Genomic DNA, 15,267 nt, shown 5'->3' on the forward strand with positions numbered 1-15,267 from the left:
ATGTGGTGTCACTCGATAACCGCCAAAATGTCCTCTTCCCGCAACAGCACGTATTCCTGTTCTCCCATCCGAAATTCATCACCGGCATAGGAGCTGAACAGGACACGATCACCAACCTTCACCTGAAGGGGTGCCCGTGTCCCATCATCCAGCAAACGTCCTGGTCCCACGCTCACGACAACTCCCCGTGAGGGCTTCTTTTTGGCGGTGTCCGGCAACAGGATGCCACCGGGTGTCTTTTCCTCGGACTCCTCGCGCTCGACCACGACCCGATCTGCCAGTGGCTGCAACTGGAGCTTGCTGTCTCCCTGTTCGGTTTTCTTCTTGGCCATTTGTTCAATACCCTCCTCGAGTGAGTTGCAAAATCCACACGAAACGATCAACGGCACACCAAGACGCAGCTCAAAAGCGACCTGCCGCAGACGCCCGACCAGGTCACCGGAGAGCAAACAATAAATTGGGCTGGCATGCCAGAATGCAATTAGCGCGCCAAATTCCGGCTGACATCAGAAAGTAGTGGCGGCAACGTCACTTACAAATCGTTGGCGAATCCTCCTCGGACACGCGGCGGCCAGCACGTGTGCCAAAAGGTGATGTCCCACAAACCGGATCGCTGCCAATTTGGCAGAGTTATTTCCCGGATTTACCACCGGCAAACGATCCCTCTTATGTGGGGGGTCGCTCATGTTCACCGTTTGCCGCTGGCGCTGGGCTGGTCACAATAAAGACAAATCGCTGACCTGTGGACTCTCTGCCTGTGTCGATTGACGTCTCCACGGATCGCGGGTGGCCGCACGGATGACGTTCCTGCATTGAGCTCGAGGAATGAGGGATCTTTCCGATGTTGCCCTGTTCGCGTTTTTGGTCGTGCTGGCAACTCCTGGATGTTTCGCTGCGTGGGCGTGGAATGCGCCTTTGGGCGGTCTTCTTTGCCGTGTCATTCGTCGTTCTTTGCAACGAAATCCGTTATGGCCCCCTGGCCGCGGAGCAGGATCTCCGCGAGCAAATTGCCCGGCTCGTGGCAGCTCTGGATGCCCCTCAGCGCTCAGTCCGGGACTCGGCAGAAAAAGAGTTGGAGGCACTGGGGTGGCGGATTCTTCCGGAGTTGTCGGAGGTGGTTCCGAGCTCGCCGGAAGTTGCGCAGCGATTGGCACGGATTCGAGAGCGGCTCATTGCCCAGCGGGTTCATCAGGAAGCCATGGAATCCCGTGTCACGTTACAGGTTGAACAGACATCGCTGGAAGCAATCCTGAGTGCCATTCAGTCACAAACAGGCAACACCGTGACAGCGCGGGGCGAACTGGCGCGAGAGCGAATCTCGGTAAGTTATCACGACGCACCATTTTGGAAAGTCATTGACGGCCTTGCCGAGCAAACCCGCGCGGAAGTGACACTGGAAAGCGACGGAGGCGTGGAACTCCTCAGAAATGAGAATTCGGGTAAGTTTTTCACCCAGCGGCAGGTGACTTACGCGGGGCCCGTTCGTATAACCGTGGAAAAGGCGTCCAATGAGCAGCAGAACCAGACGCTGGCACCGCGCTCCGCGGAACGGATGGTGCTGAACGTCACTTTGGCGTGGGAGCCGCGACTGCGGCCTGCCGTGCTGTGGTGGGGCCCGGTAGAGCTTGTGACCGCGAGTGAAGTCCACCACGTGTTGCTGCCGTCCCGGCGAGAGATTCCCATCATGGGACCGCGCTGCGGGGTTGAAACGGCGGTGGTTGTGGACGGTGAGTTGGGCAAAGGACAGGGGGCGACGATCCGAGGGGCTTTCGAGCTGGTTCTTCCGGTTTGTTCGGAAACGTTCCGTTTTGCGAGGCCCGGTGAAAAATCGATTCCGGCGAGGAAGCGGGTCGGGGATGTGACCGTCACACTCACCTCGTGGAGTGAAAAACCTGGGATGGTAGCGGTGGGATTACGAGCTCAATATGGAGAGCCTCACGATGCCTTTGCTTCCCACCGGGGATGGTTCTACCGATGGCAGGCCGAAATCGAGGGCAACGGCTACCGGAAGACGTTCGATCGACTGGAAGCCTTGTGGCTGGGTGATGACGGTGTTGAGTTGGTGTATCGGTTCTCGGGCCTGCCAGGGCCCGCCACCGCCGTTCGGTGGACAGTGCCCCTGGCCATAGTGAAAATTCCCGCGGAATTTGATATTGCGCTGGAAAAACTTATCCAATGAAATTGCAGAGCGTGCCGGTGGAAACGGTAGCGGATGACATACTTCAGATATAACGAACACCGAAGGAACGTCTATGCCGAAAAAGTATCACGCTGACGAGAGCGGGAATGGTCCGGGCTCGGAAAGGCACCGGGCGGAGGATGGGCAGGCGGAGAATCGTTGTGAGAAAAGATTCCGTGGAAAAAAGCGGGGCAGTCAACGCACTCGCAATTTGAAATTACCTGGCCAGAGAATCAGTGTCCGCGAAATCTCGCCAGGGATCTTCGAATTGGTTTATCCTCCGCGAATTCGTCAGTTCAAAGAGGATATTGAGGAAGTCTACGACATCATCGCCCATGAGGAATGGGATCTGGCGGTTGACGAGCTCTTATGGCTCCTTCAGCAATGTCGAGATCTGCTGGAAGCCCATCAGCTTCTGGGCCGAATTGCCCTTTATCGCAATAAGCTCGAGCTTGCGCGTGGCCATTTGGGATACGCCTTTGAATTGGGATTGAAAGCGTTGGGAAAGAATTTTAAGGGGCGTTTGCCGCTCAATCGACCGACCAACCAACCGTTTCTTCAGGCGGGACGCGATCTGGTGGAATGCCTTGCTCGACTGGGAGAACGGGCCCTTGCTCAATCGGTGGCGGAGCAACTCCTCACATGGACGCCGGAGGATCCTCTGGGAGTGCGGAAGATCCTGGAGCGGTTGCAAGGTGAAGCGATTGAAGAAAAACAAATTGAAGAAAAGGAAATTGCTGACCGGGAATTGAACCAGGCGGCGGAATCTGACCTTGCGCGTGATGAGGAGTCCAGTGGATCGTCGTCGAATGCTTTATTACCCGGGTCTGCGCAGGAGAGTGAGAATCCGCCGGGAAATTGTGGCGGAAAGGATGGGAAGGCATGAGTCGGGAAGAATCGGCGTTTGAGATCTGGGATGTGCATGTGCACCTTGCCGGTATAGCAGGCCAGACACCGGCGGATCGTCTGGAGAAATTACTGGAGTATGCAGACCGCCTGGGAATCCGCCGCGTGTGCGTTTTTATGGGGACGACTTTTCAGTATGACCCCAGCCCAGAAGAGATGGCCCAGGCCAACCGGGAAGTGCGGCAAGCCATTGAGCGGTTTCCCGATCGTGCGTTCGGCTTTGTCTATTTGAATCCCAATCATCTTTCGGCCAGCCTGGACGAATTGAATCGCCACGTCGCCGACGGACCGATGGTGGGCGTGAAGCTTTGGGTGGCGAAGCGATGCGCCGACCCGGCTCTGGATCCTCTGGTGGAGCGCGCCACGGAGCTGAAAGCGGTAGTCCTTCAGCACACCTGGCTGAAAACGACGGGCAATCTTCCCGGGGAATCGACACCACAGGATCTCGCCGTTCTGGCCGGACGGCATCCTGAGACGACATTTATCGCAGCCCATAGCGGTGGCAATTGGGAGTACGGTCTTCGGGCAGTTCGCCCGTATGGGAATATCCTGGTGGATCTGTGTGGGTTTGATCCCACAGCGGGTGTAACGGAGATGGCGGTGCGGACGCTCGGCGCCGAACGCGTCCTTTTCGGCAGCGACGCACCCGGCAGAAGTTTCGCCACTCAACTGGGCAAAGTGCTGGGGGCCGATATTCCCGCGGACGCCAAACGTCTGATCCTCGGCGAGAATCTGCGGCGTATTCTTCGACCGATCTTGCAGCAGAAGGGTATCCGCCTATGACTGGCAGTGAGAACACATGGACACTGGATCGCCGGGCGTTTCTCATTTCAACCGGAATCATGGGTTTAGCCCAAGGTGGAATTGCTCTTGCGAATATGTGCCAGGAGCAGGAAACCTGTGTCGGAGGCCTTGAAGCAGGTGGTATTCAGTCCATCGTGGACACCAATGTTTATTTATTCAGATGGCCCTTTCGCCGGGTCTCCGACGACTCGACAGAAAAACTCGTGGCCAGGCTGAGGCGTTATGGAGTCGTCGAGGCCTGGGCGGGAAGTTTGGAGGGGGTGTTTCACGCGGATATGAGAGGTGTCAATCAGCGGCTGGTGGAGGAGTGTGCCCGCTGGTCTGACCTGTTGCGTCCCTGTGGTACGATCCATCCCGGGTTGCCCGATTGGGAGGAGGATTTTCGTCACTGCGTGGACGACTGCGGAATGAAGGTTCTGCGTTTGTTTCCCAATTATCACGGATATTCGCTGGACAGCCCGGAAGTGGAAGCCTTGCTGCTTATGGCGGCCAAGCGGGGAGTGCTCATCCAAATTGTGGTGGAGATGGAAGATTCGCGGACGCAGCCGTACTTGTTCCGCGTGCCACCGGTGGATCTGGCTCCTTTGGAACGACTTCTCAAGAGAATCCCAGATGTCACCATCATGCTGCTCAACGCTCACCGGACGTGCTCGCCGACACAACTGAGGCGATGGATGGAAAGCGGACGCGTGTTTGTGGACCTGAACATGCTGGAAGGTGTAGGTGGGATCGAACGGCTTGTGGAGACTGTTCCTGTCGAGCGGGTGTGTTTCGGGTCATTCATACCGTTGTTCTATTTCGCGGCAGCATGGCTGAAAATGAGGGAGTCGCGGCTGGCACCTGAGGTCCAACAGGCCATCGCCACTGATAACGCACGGCATTTGTTGGAAGGCGTGCTTACTGGCTGATCCTGGCTCGGGGAATCTCCCCTGCAGCCGGCTTTGGGGCATGGGTCTGGTTGTTGAAACACCCCAGGATCTGCAAGACTCTTTGACCAGCCGAAGGCTCGACTGATAGGAGGGGCAATTCAGGCGTTGTCCCTAAAGAAGATTACGCCCGTGGTATCTTTCTGGTCATTGCAAAAGTGGGGGTAGAACGGGTTTGAGGCTCCTCATGATCGTTCCTCAATTGTCATTCATTCAGTAGAGAAAACGGCTCGGTGGAATTAATGTTTGCGCACCTGCTCGGTAATGGATCGGCGGGCTGAAAGAATGTTACGGCTTTTCGTCAGGCTTTTCGTAAGAGTCTGCGGTGAATTGTAAATTCACGGTTGTGGCACTGTTATTAGGGGGCCACGGGTCGAAGGGAATCACGTGCGGTGGACCGGCCACGAAACTCAAGCAGAACTGATAACGAGCAAGGACAAACCGCCGATTCACCGGAAGAGCCAGCGGCCGCTCGCGCGTGAATTCCAATCAATTGCTCGCGTTGTTTCTTCACTCCAAAGTCGCATCCCTCAGGAGGGTGGCGCGCAAGTGAGTGCACCCGATCGGGTGGATCGTTTCCGTTTATCCGTTCTCGACGTAAACTGAAATTGTGGTGGAGAAAAGGAGGCCTAAGTTGGTTGTTTTTTTAAAAGAAGACAAGACATATACCTGCGCAGGCGTTGCCCGGCGGGCGCTGGCGCCATGCTCGGCTCTCGGGAAGCAGCGGGTCGGCTTGGCGGCCGTTGAATAGAGCCTTTGGAAACGGGGGTGGATATGGCAGGCACCATTGAGTTTTTGTGTCCCAACGGTCACCGCATCCGGTGTGGAGAAGATAGGGCAGGCAAGCCGGCCAAGTGTCCCAAGTGCAATGTGAAATTCCTCATCCCGACGCTGGAAGAAATTCGCGCTGCGCAGGGGGGCGAAAACAGCGGGGCAGCCACGTACTCACGGGACCGCACGCGGATTCAATTCCTTTGCCCCAACGGGCACCGCCTGTTTGGCTCGGCGGATTTGCAGGGTCGGCCGGGACAGTGTCCCGAATGCGGCGCCCGCTTCCGTATTCCAGTGGTGGAGGAACTTTCGGGGAACGAAGCGGAGGAAGCGATCCCGCTCAGTCTCGCGCCGGAGCCTTCACCGCATCTTGTGACGGGAACGGGATTGGGCGATTCCGCAGTTGTTCCCGACAGCGGTATTCATCTCGAGTTGTTTCCCAGTCGGTCGCCCGGGGACAGTCGATTGGAAATGCGGGGTGACTCTTCCCGTGGCGATCAACTTGCCGGGCAGAGTTTTGGCGAGCTATTTCAGAAGGTGTGGGCCAGTCGACCCATTGCCAGCACCGTGCAAATCAGGCTGGAAGATGGGCAGATCATGACGGTGCTGAAATTCCGGCCGTTCGGTCGCAATGGCGAGTATGCAGCCTTCATCGTGGAGGATTCAGCTCTTGGAGCAGGATTGGTTGTGATCCCCTGGCAGGCCGTGCGGATGATTCACATCAGCGGTCTGAAGGAGTTCCCCTCCCAAATCTTCGGCTGAGGCCAATCATATCGGGCAATTCCGTAATTTCTCAGAGGGAATTGGCCTGAAAAGCCGTGTTTCCTGCTTGGGACTTCCGCTATTTCCAGACGCGATGTGGGGAGCGCTGGAGAGATTGTTTTCCCTCGTCTGAAAGCGGCTTCCCATTTGGCCCGAACCTCTCCGCACATTTCCGCGCCGAACGCCGCTCAAAACGCTCATTCCCGCTACTTGGATCAGACCAGGCGAGCGTCTTGGGTGTCAACAAAAAAGAGGTTTTCGAGCTGACCGGGCCGTGCTCCACCCATCACCGCTTCTTGCAAGCACCTGTGAGAGTGCAAAAGCGCAATGTGGTGGAGGGGCAATTCATGAATTGCCCCTACGTGCAAAGGGGAGATGAACAAAGCAGGCAGAGCCCGGTCAATCAATTGGATTGCCGAATGTCGGGACGTGGATCCGACGCACAGGTCACTCCGGGCTGGATTGCCCTGCTGTGGAAGGGCTTGTCGAGGTTCTCGCCCCATTCCAGCATCGGACGAAAAGTGGCAATGAGTGGGGTCCACAGTTGTGGAATTTGCTGGTGCGCGAGGTCAAAATAAAAGGCTGGGCCTAAACGGTTTGCCGTTGTCGCGGGCTTGCCCGAGATATGAGGATGGGAAAGGCGACGGGTGGAGAAAAGGGAGTTTTCTGAACGTAATGAATGCGCAATTGGGAGGTCCAAAATCTTACGCGACTTGGTATGATGGGCCTGAGCATTTAATCCTTTGAGTGGCCAATATGTCCGATCTTGTGCGGGTACTGGGAACATCCCCTCCATCAACGCTCGCCTCGGGAAATTCCGTGGCGCCGACTCCCCTTCAACGGGAAACACTCCACGGGCCGCCGAAACCCTCGGACGTTCTGCACGCGGTGCGGCGGCGATGGTGGCTGATCCTGATTATGGGAGTGCTGGCGAGCGCGGGGGTCATGGTCTTCGCCTGGCGGACAATTCCCGTTGAATACACGGCCACGGCGTGGTTGCAGGTTTCCCTCGAGAGGCCGCGCGTCCTTTTTGACACGAAAGATGATGATCCGCTGCTTCGGAACCGTCAAACGCAGACAACGCTTGTCACGAGCAATCGGGTGCTCACGGCGGCACTGCAGAGGCCGGGCATCAGTCAGCTCCCCTATATTCGCAACCAGGTCGATCCCATCATGTGGTTGCGACGCAATCTGCGGGTACGATTTGCCGATCAGGCGGAGATTCTGGAAATTAGCATGACGGGCGGTGATCCGGAGCAAATCGCGGCGATCGTCAACGCCGTAAAAGACGCTTACATGAGCGAAGTGGGAGACGTCAGTCGTAACTATGCCTTGGAGCGGAAAAAATTGCTGGAGGCCAATTACGCACAGACTCTCGAACTCGTCAAAAAACGGGACCAGCGCTACCGCGAACTGGCCAATGCAGTGGGAAGCGCCGATTCGGAGGTTGCCCGCAAGAAAGCTCTCACCGCGCTGGAGACGCTGGCGGACCATCGTAAACATGTCAACGAATTACGGCAGCAAATCAGTGGTTTGGAACGGCGGATTGCCATTTTGCAGAGTCGGCTCCGTTATATGGAAGAACACCGGCCACAGACTTCGGAAGAAGAGCGGCGTCAGCGGGATGAGGCAGTCATTCAGCAGATCGTGGAAAACGCCCTGCGAGCGGATCCCTGGATAGCAGCGGCGCAGGCCCGTTTGAGTTATCTGGAGACACGCTGGTTTGAAGAGCGGCAAAGGGCGGCGCAGGGGGAAAAAGCCCCCAGTGCGCAGCGAATCCAGGAAGAAATGGAGACCCTGCGAAAAGGTCTCGAGCAGCGTCGGGCGGAATTGACGCCGCAACTCGTGGAATTTGCGCGAGAGCAACTGGCCAAAGGGCGGGCGGTGGCGCCGCCGACCGAAACGGAACAGATTCAGGCCGAGATTGCCCAGGCAGAATTGGAAAAAGCGGTCCTCGAAGACGAGCTGAAGGTGGCCCTGGAGCAGTTTGAAAAGGAAGCGGCGGAGGCCGAGCAACTCGGCAAGTACTCTGCCGATCTGGAGGCGGAACGGGCGGAAGTGGAGCGACTCAAAGCCATTGCTGCCCGCATGGGGGACGAGCTGGAGCGCTGGAATATCGAACTGGCGGCCCCTCCGCGGGTAAGGGTTTTGGAGGAAGCCAGCACGCCCCGGATCAGTAACATCAACGACAAGTATCGGTTGGTGTCATTCCTGGGACTGATGGCATTTCTCGGAACCGGGGCCGCCGTGGTGCTTCTCGATTTTTTCCTCAGACCGGTGAGCTCAGCCTATCAGATTTCCTACGGTTTGGGATTACCGGTGCTTGGAGACTTGCCGCTCATTGAACGGCCTATCATGCGGTGGATGAGCCGCAACGGGCACATGCCCGAGACGATGCGGTCTGTCCTGATTGAGTCAGTGGACCAGTTGCGGACGATTCTGCTCCATCGCGCGGAGCGTCAGGGGCTAAAGGTGGTGCTGGTGACAAGTGCGCTGGCGCGGGAGGGAAAGACGACGTTGGTCGCGCAGCTTGCGACGAGTCTGGCGCGGGCGGGACGCCGCGTGGTGGTGGTGGATGGGGATCTCCGCCGCCCACGGCTCCACCGACTGTTTCGCTGTCCGCTCTCGCCCGGCTTGAGTGAATTGGCGAAAAATCTGGCCCGGCCGGAGGAGATTGTTCGGAACGCAGAAATTGAAAATCTGTACGTTGTGACGGCCGGACACTGCGACGGTGAGGTCCTGGAAGCGGTGTCGCAGGGGAAGCTGGACCGCTTTTTGCAGTCGCTCCGCGATCAATGCGACCTCGTGCTGGTGGATTCCAGCCCGATTTTGACCACCGCTGACGCCCTCATTCTGGCCCATGTGGCGGACAGTGTGGTCCTCTCGGTTATTCAGGATAAGAGCCGGCTCCCGCGGGTATTCGAGGCCGTGCAGCGATTGCGCAGCGTCGATCTTCCCCTTTTGGGAATCGTTCTCCACGGGACGGCTCCCAGCAGATATCGCAGCTACTACCGTTCCTACACGATCGACGTAGAATCACGGGCGGCCGAGTGATCTCGCGGGCGGATTTTGGATACTGCGTTGTTCCGGCAGCGTTCGAATCAATGGGCGTTGAGCGAGATCGTTTGAAACACCAGCCGAAGTGATGGTCTCGGTCAGGAAAAAGAGAGAATCACTAGCGCGACGGTAGGGGAGGCGCCTTATGATGCGGAATTGGTCCATCCTGGTGGGATCGTTGCTCGCCCTGGTGTGCGGGGGGAATGCGTACCTGGCTAACGCAGGGGAGGATGCTCGCTGGAATGTCGTGCTCTTTGTGGTGGACGATCTGGGTTGGGCCGATTTGGGCTGTTACGGCAGCCAGTTTTACGAAACGCCTCACGTGGATCGACTGGCAGCGGAAGGCATGCGGTTTCTCGATGCCTACGCCGCGTGCCAGGTGTGCTCGCCGACCCGGGCGGCGATCATGACCGGCAAATGGCCGCAGCGCGTGGGAATCACGGATTACATCGGCGCTCCACAGCCGGAGGCCTGGAAACGGAACACGCGGCTTTTGCCCGCGCCCTACGAAACAGCGCTGGCCCTGGAAGAAGTGACATTTGCGGAGGTCCTTAAACAGCGAGGATATGCCACTTTTTTTGCAGGTAAGTGGCATCTTGGGCCGGAAGGTTACTGGCCGGAAAATCAGGGTTTCGACATCAACATGGGTGGCACGGGGCAGGGCGGGCCATATGGCGGAAACAAATACTTTTCCCCTTATGGCAATCCGCGGCTCCCCGATGGCCCACCGGGAGAGCATTTGCCGGATCGGCTGGCCACCGAAACGGCGAAGTTCATTGAGCAGCATAAAGAGGGGCCATTTCTGGCAGTCCTCTGCTTTTACTCGGTGCACACGCCGTTGATGGCGCGGGAGGACCTCCGCCAAAAGTATGAAGAGAAAAGAAAGCGGCTCGGGCTCGTGGAAAAATTCGGGCAGGAAGGCCCACGCGAAGTACGACTGGTCCAGGAACATCCTGTTTATGCCGCGATGGTGGAGGCCATGGACCAGGCGGTGGGGAAGGTCCTCCGGAAGCTCGACGAACTTGGGCTGGCGGAAAAGACGGTTGTTATGTTCACCAGCGATAACGGAGGGCTTTCCACCAGCGAGGGGTGGCCAACATCCAATCTTCCCTTGCGGGCAGGCAAAGGATGGATCTACGAAGGGGGGATTCGCGTTCCTTTCATTGTGCGGTGGCCAGGGGTGGTTCCCGCCGGCACGATTTGCACCACTCCCGTGTGCAGCGTGGATATTTTCCCGACGATTGTTGAGCTTTCCGGGGAAGATCCCGCCAGGTATAAGGTGGATGGTCTGAGCTTGGTGCCTCTTTTCCGCAATCGGACGTTTCCTGCGGACCGGCCGCTGTTCTGGCACTATCCCCATTATGGCAATCAGGGCGGAGCCCCCAGCGCGGCGGTGCGGAGGGGTCCCTGGAAGCTCATTCACTGGTATGAAGACGATTCCTGGGAACTGTATAACTTGGAAGACGATATCGGGGAGAATCGCAATCTGGCCGGTCAGTATCCAGAAAAAGTCGCAGAACTGAAAAAGCTCCTGCAAGACTGGCTGGTCGATGTGGGAGCGCGATATCCCACGGCCAATCCGAATTATGATCCCACAAAACCCGACGGGCGGGTGGCCCACCGTCGCTGATGGGAATCGCCGGATATGCCTCGACTGACCAAGTCTCAAGCTGATGAAAAAATGATGATGCCCGACTGGGGAATAACACGGGGATATAAGGTCCTTTCCATACTGCGTGGCCTGGGTGGTTTTTGGATTGCCGCCTTTATTGTGGTGGTAGGGGCCATTGTCGAGGGGTACTGGAGTTTTCGATGGCAATCCAGCGATGCCGAACTGGCCCTCAATCCCCTGGCCCAGGCTGTGGAACAGGTTCCCCTATCCATCGACGTCTGGAAGGCCAGCGAATTGGTTCCGCCAGACCCGCGGGTGGTCGAAATCAGCGGAGCCCGAGCGCTATTCAACACCACCTATCGCGATCAAACGCAGGGGGATTCCGTGACCGTCTATCTCCTTGCGGGGTGGTCTCGGGATATTGCGGTCCACACTCCGGACGCGTGTTATCCCGGCGCCGGGTTCGTAATGGAAACATCTCCCCAGCCATTCACGATCACCTATTCCGCGCAAGAGTCCGGGGGGGCAACTCACCAGGCTGAATTCATGACCGCGGTTTTCACCAAAAGCGAGCCCACCGGGGTGACGCGGTTGCGGGTGTTCTGGAGCTGGAATGATGGGCGTGGTTGGCGGGCGCCCCGTTTTCCGCGATGGACTTACGGCGGACGCCGTCCGCTCGTCAAGCTCTACCTGGTGGCGGAATCGCCACTGGGGCGATTACCCCATGAGAGTCCGGCCCTGCGATTTGGTGCGGTCCTGTTACCGGTTCTCGATGCCCGACTGCAGGCGGCCTTTTCCAGCGGGATGCTCGCGCACAACGTTGGCAACGCCAAACCACAATAATTGGCAGAGTTCCGCCGCGGGATCCCGTTGCTTGCGGACAGCTCAAAAGTCGAAGCGCTTTTTCTGACCTTGCCAGGTGAGTTCGATCCAGTCCACCTCGGCTTCTCGACAGCCCTCCGGCAGGTAGATTCGCACAATACCGATGAATTGTGTCCAGGGAACTTCCGCGACCACAGTTTGCGGTCCCGCGGAGGTCATCTCATATGGCACGGGAGCCGGCCGTTCTCCGGAGGGAGGAAGCCACTCCACTTTGCCCGCACTTTTATCCTGGTGGGTGCCGTCGGTTCGCAGGACTTTGAGGTGAAACGCGACCTGCAATGGGCCATGCTGCCGCCCGACCGAGAATCCCAGAAACGGTGAACCGGCCGTGGCAGACAAATGGAGCTTTCCATCACGGATTTCCGCCTGGCAGTTGCGGGCCTTCCAGCCGAGGAGCGGGTCCTGGGTGGGCACGTCTCCGCGATAGTCCGGGTTCTGGCGCGGAATAACCGCCTCGGTATCCGCCAGGTACTTTTCGAGTTTGACGCGGAGAGCGGCAACGCGTTCCGGATACTTGTCGGCCAGATTGTGACTTTCCCCAATATCGTCGGCCAGATTGTACAGCTCAAATCGATCGGTTCCGTCAGAATTTGCGGCAAAGAACCGAATGAGTTTCCAATCCCCCTCTCTCAGATAGGCGGATGGCAGAAAACCGGGGATGTTTCGGGCCTGATTTTCACTGCCATGGGGAAAGTGGCAAAAGACTTCCTTGCGCGGGGAGCCTTTACCCTCCAGAGCGGCAACCTGCGAGATTCCATCCACGCGGTAACCGGAGTGATCAATACCACACATTTCCAGGATGGTGGGGAAGAAATCGACGCTGCTGAAGAGACTGTCGGTGACGGTGCCGGGTTGGGTGTGGCCGGGCCAGATTACAATGAGTGGTACGCGGGTGCCGCCTTCATAAATGGAGGCTTTTCCGCTTCGCAGCGGCAGGTTGCTGGTTGCCGGGATATCAGCGTATCCCGGTGGTTGGGTTTCCACACCACGGTTGTTCTCCCGACGCGGAGGATAGGCGAAGCGGCCGTTATCGGAGAAGAATATGACGATCGTTTGGTCGGCCAGCCCGCATTCGTCAATGGCTGCCACAATCCGTCCCACTGCATCATCGAGACTCTTCACCATCGCCGCATACACCGGATTGCGCTGGGAAGAATTGGGATCGGCTTTCTGCCGAAAATATTCCACAAGTTCTGGTTTGGCGCTCCAGGGACTGTGGACGGAGAAACACCAGTAATTGAGGTAAAACGGGCGGTCTTTGTTGTTGCGGATGAATCGGGCGGCTTCTGTGGACATGCGATCCTCGATGTGTTCTCCAGGCGCGCCCTGAATAGTGGGGTCTTTGATGAATTTCCACGGGGCGAGATAACCACCACCCGGGCCGGGAACCTGCGGCGTATGCGGAAAATCAAATTGAAACCCCTGATCCTTGGGCTCGTATGGTCCGCTGTGGCCAAGATGCCATTTGCCAAAATGCGCCGTCACGTAGCCAGCGTCGCGAAGCACCTCTGCCAGGGTGGTGTACTCCGGCTTCAGCCGGGTGAGGCTGTTTGCCACCTGCACACGAACATGGGGTTGTGGTGCAGTGAGACCTTTCTCAAGAATCTCTTGGGGCAGGTGGCACACCGGTGCCGTGATCCCGATTCGGGCGGGGTAGAGACCGGTAAGAATGCTGGCGCGAGTGGGCGAACAGAGCGGGTTGGCAGCATACGCCTGGGTGAAACGCAGTCCCCGCGCAGCCAGACGGTCGACGTTCGGCGTTTCGTGGTAGGTGCTCCCATAAACCCCGAGATCACGCCAGCCCAGATCATCGGCGAGAATGAACACCACGTTGGGACGACGAGAACTGGGCGGTGGTGTTGGGCTTTCAGCACTTGCCGCCAGTAAGTGGCTAATGCTCAACAGGGTCACAGAAAAAATCAGTATGCGATTCATAATGGTGCCTCCCCAAGATGGACGTTGCCTTCCAATTGCCCTCGGCGAGAGGTCCTGTGCATCTCCCCCGGTAAAATACTTTAAACCGACGTGCGTTGCCAGCAGGCGTGACCGATTTCCACTTTCTGGATGGGCCTGTTAGAAGCCAAACGGTCGATGCGTGGTAGGGGCAATTCACGAATTGCCCCAAGGTTAAACGGGAATTGGACCGAGCAAACCAAGATCGGTCCGTGAATTGGACTACCCAACGTGGGAATGCGGACCTGACAGGCAGGTCGCTCCGAGCTGAATTTGACTTCCGCCGAAGGTCGCGGCGAGGTCCGAGGGCCTCACTCGCGGCAAAGCAAAAGCGGGGATGACTCAGCCGGGAGCGCGCTGTCGAATGGTTCTTCGCATTTCCATCAATGAGCAGAAGGGAACCCATGTTATCATCTTACGATGCCATTTTGCTCGTCTCTTTTGGCGGGCCGGAACGTGCTGAGGACGTGATGCCGTTTTTAAGAAACGTCGCCCAGGGAAGGAACATTCCCGAGGCCCGTTTGCAAGAGGTTGCCGAGCATTATTATCACTTTGGCGGCCGAAGTCCCATCAACGACCATTGTCGGGCCCTCAAGAAGGCCCTGGAGGACGAACTCAGTCGGCGGGGTTATCGGCTGCCGGTTTACTGGGGCAACCGGAACTGGCATCCGTTTTTGAAGGATGTGATCGATGAGATGGTAAGAAACGGCGTCCGGCGGGCCCTGGCGGTGGTTACCTCGGTATTTGGTTCATACTCCAGTTGTCGGCGATACCTGGAGGATCTGACTAAAGCGCGGGAAGCCTGTGGCGCTGCCACGCTAGAAATTGATCGCCTGCGGTTGCCGTTCAATCATCCTGGCTTTGTGGCGGCGATGACGGATCGAGTTCAGGAGGCACGCGAAGCGGCGAAAAACGCGGGATTTGCATCAGTCCGCCTCGTTTTTACTGCCCACAGTATCCCGATGGCGATGGCCGCCGGGGCCCCTTACGTCACGCAATTTGAGGAAGCGAGCCGTCTGGTGGCCGAGGCCGCCGGCTTCACCACTTGGCAGCTTGCGTACCAGAGTCGGAGTGGACCGCCGCACGTTCCCTGGTTGGAGCCTGATATCCTCGATGTGCTTCGTTCGATGGCTAAGACGGAGCGAGATGGCGCCGTCCTGGTGGCCCCCATCGGATTTCTTTCCGATCATGTGGAGGTGCTGTACGACCTCGATGTGGAGGCAGCCGCCCTGGCCAGGGAATTGGGGATCGGTTTTTTCCGTGCTGGAACGGTGGGAACCCATCCCGCTTTTGTGGCCGGTCTTTGCGAGATGATTGAAGAGCGTTTGAACGGACGGCCGGAAAGGCGGGCTATCGGGCGATTGCCTGCCTGTGCGGATGTGTGTCCGGTGGACTGTTGCCCTCCAAGTTGAAGC

At 57.8% G+C, this 15,267-nt stretch carries 11 protein-coding genes; 9 read left to right on the plus strand and 2 right to left on the minus strand.

Translation table 11 applies throughout. The annotated features are described in order from the left end of the window. Positions 1-8: 8 nt before the first annotated feature. Entirely contained in the window at positions 9-332 is a 324-nt protein-coding gene (gene groES, locus THTE_RS04555) for a co-chaperone GroES (protein ID WP_095414319.1), read from the minus strand. A 509-nt stretch (positions 333-841) separates the two neighbouring features. Between groES and THTE_RS04560 the strand changes: the two genes are divergently transcribed. From THTE_RS04560 to THTE_RS04600, 8 genes are all read left to right on the plus strand, one after another. Further along, positions 842-2,179: a hypothetical protein gene (locus tag THTE_RS04560; protein WP_095414320.1), complete on the plus strand. Its 1,338-nt coding sequence runs from the start codon at positions 842-844 to the stop codon at positions 2,177-2,179. 73 nt (positions 2,180-2,252) lie between these two features. Next, positions 2,253-3,065, plus strand: coding sequence for a hypothetical protein (locus THTE_RS04565; RefSeq protein WP_095414321.1), 813 nt, complete (start codon positions 2,253-2,255; stop codon positions 3,063-3,065). Continuing rightward, positions 3,062-3,868 (plus strand): amidohydrolase family protein, encoded by an 807-nt coding sequence (locus THTE_RS04570; protein ID WP_095414322.1) that lies wholly within the window; start codon positions 3,062-3,064, stop codon positions 3,866-3,868. The genes THTE_RS04565 and THTE_RS04570 overlap by 4 nt, the downstream gene beginning before the upstream one ends. Next, positions 3,865-4,797 (plus strand): amidohydrolase family protein, encoded by a 933-nt coding sequence (locus THTE_RS04575; protein WP_095414323.1) that lies wholly within the window; start codon positions 3,865-3,867, stop codon positions 4,795-4,797. Before THTE_RS04570 ends, THTE_RS04575 begins: the two co-directional genes overlap by 4 nt. Positions 4,798-5,589: 792 nt before the next feature. Then, positions 5,590-6,348, plus strand: a complete 759-nt coding sequence (locus THTE_RS04585; protein WP_095414325.1) for a hypothetical protein — start codon at positions 5,590-5,592, stop codon at positions 6,346-6,348. 756 nt (positions 6,349-7,104) lie between these two features. Beyond that, positions 7,105-9,402 (plus strand): polysaccharide biosynthesis tyrosine autokinase, encoded by a 2,298-nt coding sequence (locus THTE_RS04590; RefSeq protein ID WP_095414326.1) that lies wholly within the window; start codon positions 7,105-7,107, stop codon positions 9,400-9,402. Between the two features lie 148 nt (positions 9,403-9,550). Further along, positions 9,551-11,035, plus strand: coding sequence for a sulfatase (locus THTE_RS04595; RefSeq protein ID WP_338064585.1), 1,485 nt, complete (start codon positions 9,551-9,553; stop codon positions 11,033-11,035). 15 nt (positions 11,036-11,050) lie between these two features. Next, positions 11,051-11,860 (plus strand): exosortase-associated EpsI family protein, encoded by an 810-nt coding sequence (locus THTE_RS04600; RefSeq protein WP_095414327.1) that lies wholly within the window; start codon positions 11,051-11,053, stop codon positions 11,858-11,860. A gap of 42 nt (positions 11,861-11,902) precedes the next feature. Here THTE_RS04600 and THTE_RS04605 read toward each other — a convergent pair whose 3' ends face one another. Then, positions 11,903-13,834: a sulfatase gene (locus THTE_RS04605; RefSeq protein WP_095414328.1), complete on the minus strand. Its 1,932-nt coding sequence runs from the start codon at positions 13,832-13,834 to the stop codon at positions 11,903-11,905. 422 nt (positions 13,835-14,256) lie between these two features. Between THTE_RS04605 and THTE_RS04610 the strand changes: the two genes are divergently transcribed. Then, positions 14,257-15,264, plus strand: a complete 1,008-nt coding sequence (locus tag THTE_RS04610) for a ferrochelatase (protein WP_095414329.1) — start codon at positions 14,257-14,259, stop codon at positions 15,262-15,264. Positions 15,265-15,267 lie beyond the last annotated feature (3 nt).

It is taken from the genome of Thermogutta terrifontis (assembly GCF_002277955.1).
GTDB lineage: Bacteria > Planctomycetota > Planctomycetia > Pirellulales > Thermoguttaceae > Thermogutta > Thermogutta terrifontis.

Excerpts from the sequence above, each read along its gene's own strand:
- groES (WP_095414319.1), bottom strand. The coding sequence starts at position 332 with ATGGCCAAGAAGAAAACCGAACAGGGAGACAGCAAGCTCCAGTTGCAG.
- THTE_RS04560 (WP_095414320.1), top strand. The coding sequence starts at position 842 with ATGTTGCCCTGTTCGCGTTTTTGGTCGTGCTGGCAACTCCTGGATGTT.
- THTE_RS04565 (WP_095414321.1), top strand. The coding sequence starts at position 2,253 with ATGCCGAAAAAGTATCACGCTGACGAGAGCGGGAATGGTCCGGGCTCG.
- THTE_RS04570 (WP_095414322.1), top strand. The coding sequence starts at position 3,062 with ATGAGTCGGGAAGAATCGGCGTTTGAGATCTGGGATGTGCATGTGCAC.
- THTE_RS04575 (WP_095414323.1), top strand. The coding sequence starts at position 3,865 with ATGACTGGCAGTGAGAACACATGGACACTGGATCGCCGGGCGTTTCTC.
- THTE_RS04585 (WP_095414325.1), top strand. The coding sequence starts at position 5,590 with ATGGCAGGCACCATTGAGTTTTTGTGTCCCAACGGTCACCGCATCCGG.
- THTE_RS04590 (WP_095414326.1), top strand. The coding sequence starts at position 7,105 with ATGTCCGATCTTGTGCGGGTACTGGGAACATCCCCTCCATCAACGCTC.
- THTE_RS04595 (WP_338064585.1), top strand. The coding sequence starts at position 9,551 with ATGATGCGGAATTGGTCCATCCTGGTGGGATCGTTGCTCGCCCTGGTG.
- THTE_RS04600 (WP_095414327.1), top strand. The coding sequence starts at position 11,051 with ATGCCTCGACTGACCAAGTCTCAAGCTGATGAAAAAATGATGATGCCC.
- THTE_RS04605 (WP_095414328.1), bottom strand. The coding sequence starts at position 13,834 with ATGAATCGCATACTGATTTTTTCTGTGACCCTGTTGAGCATTAGCCAC.
- THTE_RS04610 (WP_095414329.1), top strand. The coding sequence starts at position 14,257 with ATGTTATCATCTTACGATGCCATTTTGCTCGTCTCTTTTGGCGGGCCG.